Source organism: Sutterella sp., from assembly GCF_030539355.1.
Taxonomy (GTDB): Bacteria; Pseudomonadota; Gammaproteobacteria; order Burkholderiales; family Burkholderiaceae_F; genus Sutterella.
Genome location: NZ_JAUNSF010000117.1, coordinates 1 through 8,713, shown reverse-complemented (window position 1 = coordinate 8,713; position 8,713 = coordinate 1). Strand labels below are relative to the sequence as shown.

The window sequence follows — 8,713 nt, the reverse complement described above, 5'->3', positions numbered from 1 at the left end:
ATGATAGTTGGTTGTATTTCCAGTGAAAGTAGGTCATCGCCAGGCTCCCTATACGTGAACCCCTGCAGACGAACAGTCTGCGGGGGTTTTCCGTATGTAGGCCGGCACGCTACAATCAATTCTTCCGCCCTCGGACGCTTCCCGTGCCCGAGGACCCCTCCTGAACGAAGACGACGCACATGATTTTCAAGCGCTCCCTGATCTCAGAGCTTGCCAACATCGCCGGCGGCGTTTTCACCGTCCTCTTCACGATCGTGCTTGCCGTGGCCATGGTTCGCTTCCTGAACCTCGCCGCAGGCGGCAGCGTCGACCACGCCGCTGTCTTCCAGCTCGTGCTCTACAACGCCCTCGTGAACCTGCCGCCGCTGCTCGCGGCCTCGCTCTTCATCGCCGCGCTGATGACGATGATGCGCTCCTGGCAGGACAACGAGATGGTGGTCTGGTTCTCCTCGGGCGGCCGCTCGCTCCTCTCCTGGGTCGAGCCGATGCTGCGCTTCGCCCTGCCGATCGTCGCGGTGATCGCGCTTCTTTCACTCGTCATCTCGCCCTGGGCCCGTGCCGAGACGGAGAAGCTGCGCACGCAGTACGTGCAGCGCGACGATGTGAACGCCATTGCGCCGGGCCGCTTCATCGAGGCCATGGGCGGCAAGCGCGTCTTCTTCATTGAGTCCGCCGGCGAAAATGAAAACGAGGTGGGCCGTGTCTTCGTCGCCGAGAGCGGCGTGGGCAAGGAATCCGTCGTTGCCGCGGCCCGCGGCACGGTCGAGACCAACGCCGAGGGCGACCGCTACATCGTCCTGAAGGACGGCAGCCGCTACGAGACGATGAATGATTCGGCGCAGACCCGGGTCGTTGAGTTCAGCGACTACGCGATCCGTCTCGACATCCGCATCGACAACGCCTTCAGCTCGACGCGCGCGAACTCGCTTCCGCTCGCCGTTCTCCTTGCGCTCCCGTCGCCCGAGAACCAGGCCGAGCTCCTGTGGCGATTCTCCTGGCCGATCGCGGCGCTCAACCTTGTGCTGCTCGCCATACCCCTTTCCTGCACGTCGCCGCGCGCCGGCCGCAGCCTCAATCTGCTGATGGCCGCGCTCATCTTCATTCTTTACCTCAACGGCCTCTCGGTCGCGGAGAGCCGCGTGACGCAGGAGAAGCTCTCGCTCCTGAGCGCCTTCGTGCTCTTGAACGGCAGCGTCTTCCTCATAGCGGTGGTGCTCTTCGTGAGACGAATCTGGATGACCCGGTGGCTGCCGAAATGGATGAATCTCTGGTACTGGCGCGAGCGCCGTGCCCTGGCGGGAGGATCTGACAAATGAGTGTGATCGCCCGTCAGTTCACCAAGGAGATTCTTCTCTCCACGCTCTTCGTCCTCGTGATCCTGATCGCGCTCTTCGCGTTCTTTGATCTGATCGGACAGATGGACGAGGTCGCCGGCAACCGCTATGACCTCGCCACGGCGTTCCTCCTCACCGGCCTCACGCTCCCGTCGCGCGCCTACGAGGTGTCGCCCCTGGCGGTGCTTCTGGCCGCCGTCTACACGATGTCGCGCTGGGCGTCGACCTCGGAGTTCACCGTTCTGCGCGCTGCGGGCCTCTCGCCCCAGCGTCTCGCCGTCTGGTTCATCATCCCCGGCATCCTGCTGATGGCGCTCACCTACGCGCTCGGCGAAGGCGTCGCCCCCTGGGCGCAGCGCTACGGCCAGGAGATCCGCGCCGCCGGCACGACGCTCTCCGCCCGCGGATACTCCTCGGGCGCCTGGGTGCGTGACGTGACGAAGGCCGAGAACGGCGCGACCGTCGACCGCTACATCAACATCCGCAGCATCTCCGCCTCGGACCGCAACCGCACGGGCGCGTGGCGCATCTTCGAGTTCAACGGAACGGGCCGGCTGGAGCGCCTCATCCGCGCCGAGAGCGCGCAGTTCACGGCCGAGAAGGGCTGGGTGCTGAGAAACGTCACGACGGTCTACTACCCCGAGCTCACCAGCGCCCACACCGATGAGCGGCAGTCTCCCGTCGAGAGCGAGCTGAGGGAGGAGGTCCAGATTCCGTCCACCATCACCCCGGAGATCCTCGGCGTCATGACGACGAAGCCCGACCGCATGGGCATGGTCGACCTCTCGCAGTACATCCAGCATCTCGAGAAGGTGAATCAGGAGGCGGATCACTTCGTCTCGGTCTTCTGGCAGAAGGCCTTCTATCCGCTCGCCGTGCTCGTGATGCTCGCGATCTCGATGCCCTTCGGGTACATGAACGCCCGCTCGGGCGGCGTCGCGATCAAGATCTTCACGGGCGTGCTGATCGGCATCGCCTTCTACGCGTTGAACAACCTCTTCTCCTACCTCTCGATCTTCTCGAGCGCACCGCCCTGGCTGATGGCGGTGGCGCCCTCGATCCTCATGCTGATTGCGTCCGCGGGCGCTCTGGTGTGGGTTGAACGCAGGTAAATCAGACAAAAGCATTTCGCCCGGGAGCCTGACGCCCCCGGGCGAAATCATTTCCGGGGTTCCCTCAACCCCTGCGCGGCTTGTGTTCCTTCAGGAACGCCTTGAGCGCCTGACCGGTCGCGGTCTTCCTGCGGGCGATCGCCGAGGGGATGCCTTCGCCCACGACCTCGCCGCCGCCGGCGCCGCCCTCGGGGCCGAGGTCGATCACCCAGTCGGCGTCCGCGATGACGTCGAGGTTGTGCTCGATCATCACCACGGTGCTGCCGGCGTCGACGAGCCGGGAGAGCACGTCGGTGAGCTTCTTCACGTCGGCCATGTGCAGGCCCACCGTCGGCTCGTCGAGCACGTAGAGCGTGCGCGGCGTCCGCGCGGAGACCCTGCCGTCGGGCCTCACCTTGGCGAGCTCGGTGACGAGCTTGAGGCGCTGCGCCTCGCCGCCCGAGAGCGTGGGCGATGGCTGGCCGAGCGTGAGGTAGCCGAGGCCGACGTCCTGCATGAGCTTGAGCGGATGCGCGATCGAGGGCATGGTCGCGAAGAACCCCACGGCCTCGTCGATCTCCATCCTGAGCACGTCGCCGATTGACTTCCCCTTCCAGAGCACGGCGAGCGTCTCGGGATTGAAGCGCATGCCGCCGCAGGCCTCGCAGAGGATCTTCACGTCCGGGAGGAAGCTCATCTCGACCGTTCTGAGGCCCTGGCCCGCGCAGAGCGGGCACGCTCCCTCGGGCTTGTTGAAGGTGAAGCGGCCGGCGTCGAAGCCGCGCTCCTTCGCCTCGTTCGCGCTCGCGAAGAGGTCGCGTATGGCCGTCATGACGCCGACGTAGGTGGCCGGGCACGAGCGCGGGTTCTTGCCGATCGGGCTCTGGTCAACCTCGAGCACGCGGCCGAGCTTCTCCTGCCCGAGAAGGAGCCCGAGGCCGGTGAGCGGCGCCTTCGGATCGTCGAGCCTGCGCCTGAGGTTCTCGAAGAGCACCTCGCGGCAGAGCGTGGACTTGCCCGAGCCGGAGACGCCGGTCACGACCGTCATGCGCTCGAGCGGTATCGTGAGCCCGGGGATGTGGAGATTTCGCGAGCGGATGTCGCGCAGCGTGAGCTTCGGGCCCTTCTCGTCGGGCTTCCTCGCCGGGTTCCCGGTGTGGAGGATCGGATTCGCCAGCAGCCGCCCCGTCGGGGAGTCGGGCGCGGCCATGATGTCCTCGACGGTGCCCTCGGCCATGAGGCGGCCGCCGCGCGCGCCCGCGCCCGGTCCGATGTCGATCACGTGGTCCGCGCGGCGGATTGTCTCCTCGTCGTGCTCGACCACGAGGAGTGTGTTGCCCTTGCGCGTGAGCGAGGTGATGGCGTTCAACAGCATCGCGTTGTCGCGCGGGTGCAGGCCGATCGTCGGCTCGTCGAGCACGTAGCAGACGCCGCGCAGATTGGTGCCGAGCTGGCTCGCGAGGTGGATGCGCTGCGTCTCGCCCCCCGAGAGCGTCGGCGCGCTGCGCTCGAGCGTGAGGTAGTTGAGCCCCACTTCCTTGAGGAACTCGAGCCTCGAGCGGATCTCCGCGACCGCGTCGCGGGCGATGGCTGCGCTGCGGCCGTCGAGCCTGAGCGCCGCGAACCACTCCGAGGCCTCGTCCACGGTCATCGCGCAGATGTCCTGGATGGCCTTGCCTTCCCAGAGAACGCTGCGGGCGACGGGGTTGAGTCTTGCGCCGCGGCAGTCCGGGCAGGTCACCACGGTTTCGTCCTCGGTGTCCGCGAGCTCGGTCTCCATCGCCTCGCCCTTCTTCACCGCGCGGCGGATGGCCGCCGTGATGACGCCGTAGCCCGAGCAGGCCGGGCAGGCGCCCATCTCGGCGTTGTAGGAGAAGAGGCGCGGATCGAGCTCAGGGAGGCTCCTGCCGCAGCTCGGGCAGGCGCGCTCGAGCGAATAGTATTCGCCGCCCCTCGCCTCGCCCGGGGCGTCCGTGCGGGGCGCCGCGGCGTCAACGACGCAGATCTGGGTCGAGTTCTGGAAACCGAGCGCGGCGAGCACGTCGGTCTCGATGTCGCGCACGGGCTCGCCCGCGTCGGCGTGGCCGACCAGGGCCTCGATCGTGTGGAGGGCGTTCCTGGCGAGCTTCGGCACCGTGTCCGAAATCTCCTCCCAGCGGCCGTCGACGCGCACGAGCTTCACACCCTTCTGGCGCAGTTTCAGGAACTCCTTCTCGAAGATGCCCTTCCTGCCGGTCACGACGGGAACGAGGATCGCGACGCGTCCGCGGAACTTCGCCGCGATGCCCGCGGCGATCATCGCCGGCGTCTGGGGCGCGACCGGCACGCCGCAGTCCGGGCAGTGCTCGGTGCCGAGCTTCACGAAGACGAGGCGCAGGAAGTGATAGAGCTCCGTCATCGTCGCGACCGTCGAGCGCATGCCGCCGCGGGTCGTGCGCTGCTCGATCGCGACCGTGGGCGGGATGCCGCGCACGCTCGAGACATCCGGCTCGGGCGGCGGCTGCACCATGCTGCGCGCGTAGGCGTTGAGGCTCTCGAGGAACCGCCGCTGGCCCTCGGCGAAGACGATGTCGAAGGCGAGCGTGGACTTGCCCGAGCCCGAGGGGCCCGTGACGACCGTGAAGGTCTCGCGCGGGATGTCGACCGAGAGGTCGCGCAGATTGTGCTCGCGCGCGCCCTCGATCACGATCGAGCGCGATTCGCGCAGCACCGACTGCATCGAGCGGCCGCGCTTTTTTATCTCAGGCAGGTTGAAGAAGCTCTCGCGCGAGGCGTCGCCGTCCTGAGCGCGCCTCCAGGCCGAGAGCGCGTCGCCCGTGAGCGTCCCGCGCTTCATCATCTCCTCGGGCGAGCCCTCGAAGACCACCCGGCCGCCCTCGGCGCCGCCGTCGGGGCCGAGCTCGATCACCCAGTCCGAGGCGCCGATCACGTCGAGGTTGTGCTCGATCACGATGACCGTGGAGCCCATCGCGGTGAGGCGGTCGAAGACGTCGACGAGCTTCGCCGAGTCGGCGAAGTGCAGGCCCGTCGTCGGCTCGTCAAAGACGAAGAGAAGGCCGCGGCCGTCCTTCGAGTGAGAGACGCCTTCGGCCAAGCGCGCCGAGAGCTTCAGGCGCTGCCGCTCGCCGCCCGAGAGCGTCGTGAGGGGCTGCCCGAGCTTCAGGTATCCGAGGCCCGTCATCTGCAGCACCTTGAGCGGCGTCACGATGGACAAGCGCTTTGCGAAGGCCTCGACGGCCTCGTCCACGGTGAGCTCGAGCACGTCGGCGATCGAGCGCCGGCGGCCGTCGTCGAACTGCGGCCGGATGGCGAGGATGTGCTCCTGATAGCGCTTTCCCGAGCATGCAGGGCAGGGGAGATAGACGTCGGAGAGAAACTGCATCTCGACGTGCTCCCAGCCGGTGCCGGCGCAGCGCGGGCAGCGGCCGGCGCCGGAGTTGAAGGAGAAGTCGCCGGACTTGAGCCCCGCGGCCACGGCCTCGGGCGAAGCGCCGAAGATCTCGCGGATTCCCGTGAAGGCCTTCACGTAGCTCGCCGGGTTGCCGCGCGTGGTGCGGCCGAGCGAGCTCTGGTCGACGAACTCGATGCCCTTCGGCAGCGTCCCGGAGAGCGTCGCGGGAATGCGCGGCTCGCTCGTGCCGCCCTCGTCATCCTGCACGGTGAAGGTGACGGCGCCCTCGAGGCGCCTCGTGAGCGCGGGGACGAGGGTGTCGACAATGAGCGAGGACTTGCCCGAGCCCGAGACGCCAGCCACGGTGATGAGCCGCCCGAGCGGGAAGCTCACGGTGACGTCGCGCAGGTTGTTCGCGGTCGCGTGCGCGAGCGTGAAGGTGAGGGTCTTTTCCGTCACCGGGCGCTGCTTGCGTGTGATCCGCTTCTTGCCGGAGAGATAGGCGCTCGTCTCGGTCCCGGAGACGAGGGCGTCGCGCGTGGATCCCTCGAAGAGAATCTCGCCGCCCGCGGCGCCGGCGCCCGGCCCGAGGTCAATCAGGCGCTCGCCGGCGAGCATCACCTGCGGGTCATGCTCCACGACGACGAGCGTGTTCCCGGCGGCGGTGAGCCGACGCATGATCGAATTGACGCGGTCCATGTCGCGCGGGTGCAGGCCGATCGAGGGCTCGTCGAGCACGAAGAGCGTGTTGACGAGATTGGTGCCGAGCGCGGTGGTGAGATTGACGCGCTGCACCTCGCCCCCGGAGAGCGTGCGGCCCTGACGGTTCATCGTGAGGTAGCCGAGCCCCACGTCGCAGAGGAACCCGATGCGCGAGAGGCATTCGCCGAGGATGAGCTCCTCGGCCGCGTCGTGCTCGCGCGAGCGCAGGCGCTCGAGGAAGTCGCGCAGCTCGGTCGCGGGGAGCAGCATGAGTTCATGGAAGTTGAAGCCTGGGAGCGCCGCGGCATCCTTTTCCGTGAGCTTGCTCCCGACGGGGCGCACGAGGGGGAGGGCGTCGCCGAGCCGCTCGCCGGCATGACTGCGGTCCTCCACGGTGCCGACGCGCCAGGCGAGGGCGGCGGGCTTGAGCCTCGCGCCCGCGCAGGCCGTGCAGGTGCGGTAGGCGCGGTAGCGCGAGAGCATCACGCGCACGTGCATCTTGTAGCTCTTCGACTCGAGCCACTCGAAGAAGCGCCCGATGCCGTACCACTCGCGCGTCCAGTCGCCCGTCCAGCCGGGCTCGCCCTGCTCGATGATCTCACGGTCGTGCTCCGGGAGAGCGTCGTAGGGCACGTTCGGGTCGATGCCGAACTTTCGGCAGGCGCGCAGCATGTCGGCCTTGCACTCGGAGAAGGACGCGGTCGAGAAGGGCTTGACGGCGTCCTTCATGAGGGAGAGCCGCCGGTCGGGGATCACGAGCGACATGTCGGTCGCGATCACGCGGCCGAAGCCGCGGCAGACCGGGCAGGCGCCGACGGGGGAGTTGAAGCTGAAGTCGGAGGGCTTCGGGTCCGCGGCCTCCCAGCCGCACTCCGGACAGACGCGGCCGACGCGGTAGGCGGCGACCCGCACGAGCCCCTCATCGGTCTCGGAGGCAAGGACGAGCGCGCCCTCGCCGCGCTTCAAGGCCGTCTCCACGGCCTCCATCGCGCGCGAGCGCTCGACCCTCGACGCGCGGAAGCGGTCCGCGGCCACGAGGAGCGTCACGCCCTTCCGGCTCTTCTCCTCGGCGAGGATGCGGGTGAAGCCCTGGGAGGAGAGCGCCGCGCGGGCGGTCTCGAGGGGGAGCTCCTTCGGCACGAACCGCTCGAAGCAGACCGCCGTGCGTCCGTCCGACAGGTCCTTTTTCGCGAGCCGGAGCAGCATGTCCGCCCAGATCGTGTCCGGGGTGAAGTTCCCGACCTCCGAGCCGTCGTTCGGGCAGAAGCAGTGCGCCTCGCGCGCGAAGAGGAGCTTCAGGCGGTCATTGATCTCCGTCATCGTGCCGACGGTCGAGCGCGAGGTGCGGATCGCGGAGTTCTGGTCGATCGCGATCGCCGGCGGCACGCCCTCGATCGAGCGCACCTTCGGGCGGTCCATGCGGTCGAGGAACTGGCGGGCGTAGGGGCTGAAGGTCTCGACGTAGCGCCGCTGGCCCTCGGCATAGAGCGTGTCGAAGACGAGCGAGCTCTTGCCCGACCCCGAGAGGCCGGTCACCACCGTGAAGCCGCCCACGGGGATGTCGAGGTCAAGGTTCTTCAGATTGTTCTGCTCCGCGCCGCGGATGCGGATCACGGGCGCCTCGGGGGCGGCGCGCTTGTCGGTCTTCGAAGTCATTGCAGTCCGGTCGGAGGCACCCTTCACCGGGGGCCTCGGGAGGAAATTTGGTCACGGAAGCTAAATCTAGCCCATGCCGGGCAGCCGCGCGTCCCCGGGGACGGCCCGCATCCCGTCCTGTCCTCTCGGGGAGGCGGATCGCCTAGTTGTAACGAAATGTAATCCGATGCACGGCCGCTCTTGATCAAAGGGATTTGCTCGGGCATAATCACGCTTCTCGATTCCGGGGGATTAGCTCAGCTGGGAGAGCGCTTGCATGGCATGCAAGAGGTCAGCGGTTCGATCCCGCTATCCTCCACCAGAATTTTTGTTCAGGGTCCCCATCGTCTAGAGGCCTAGGACACAACCCTTTCACGGTTGGTACAGGGGTTCGAATCCCCTTGGGGACGCCACGGATTCAAGACGCGCTGTTGAGCTGTTCGGGCTCCGGCATGGATTGCGCCGGACCGCGGGAGACCGCGGTGAAAGTTGAAAATCAGAATTCCCGGGGGATTAGCTCAGCTGGGAGAGCGCTTGCATGGCATGCAAGAGGTCAGCGG

Annotated in this window: 3 protein-coding genes and 2 tRNA genes; 4 read left to right on the top strand and 1 reads right to left on the bottom strand. The window is 67.5% G+C overall.

The annotated features are described in order from the left end of the window. Positions 1-179 precede the first annotated feature (179 nt). A complete protein-coding gene (lptF, locus tag Q4F91_RS11910) occupies positions 180-1,316 on the top strand; it encodes an LPS export ABC transporter permease LptF (RefSeq protein ID WP_303337936.1) in 1,137 nt (378 codons plus the stop codon). Beyond that, positions 1,313-2,446, top strand: a complete 1,134-nt coding sequence (lptG, locus tag Q4F91_RS11905; RefSeq protein WP_303337935.1) for an LPS export ABC transporter permease LptG — start codon at positions 1,313-1,315, stop codon at positions 2,444-2,446. Before lptF ends, lptG begins: the two co-directional genes overlap by 4 nt. A gap of 64 nt (positions 2,447-2,510) precedes the next feature. Here the strand turns inward: lptG and uvrA are convergent, their stop codons facing one another. After that, the gene (gene uvrA, locus Q4F91_RS11900) at positions 2,511-8,174 is read right to left on the bottom strand and encodes an excinuclease ABC subunit UvrA (protein ID WP_303337934.1); all 5,664 of its coding nucleotides are present in this window, start codon (positions 8,172-8,174) and stop codon (positions 2,511-2,513) included. Between the two features lie 225 nt (positions 8,175-8,399). Between uvrA and Q4F91_RS11895 the strand changes: the two genes are divergently transcribed. Beyond that, positions 8,400-8,475: transfer RNA gene (locus Q4F91_RS11895), tRNA-Ala, on the top strand. Positions 8,476-8,490: 15 nt separating this feature from the next. Then, positions 8,491-8,566, top strand: a tRNA-Glu gene (locus Q4F91_RS11890). Positions 8,567-8,713 lie beyond the last annotated feature (147 nt).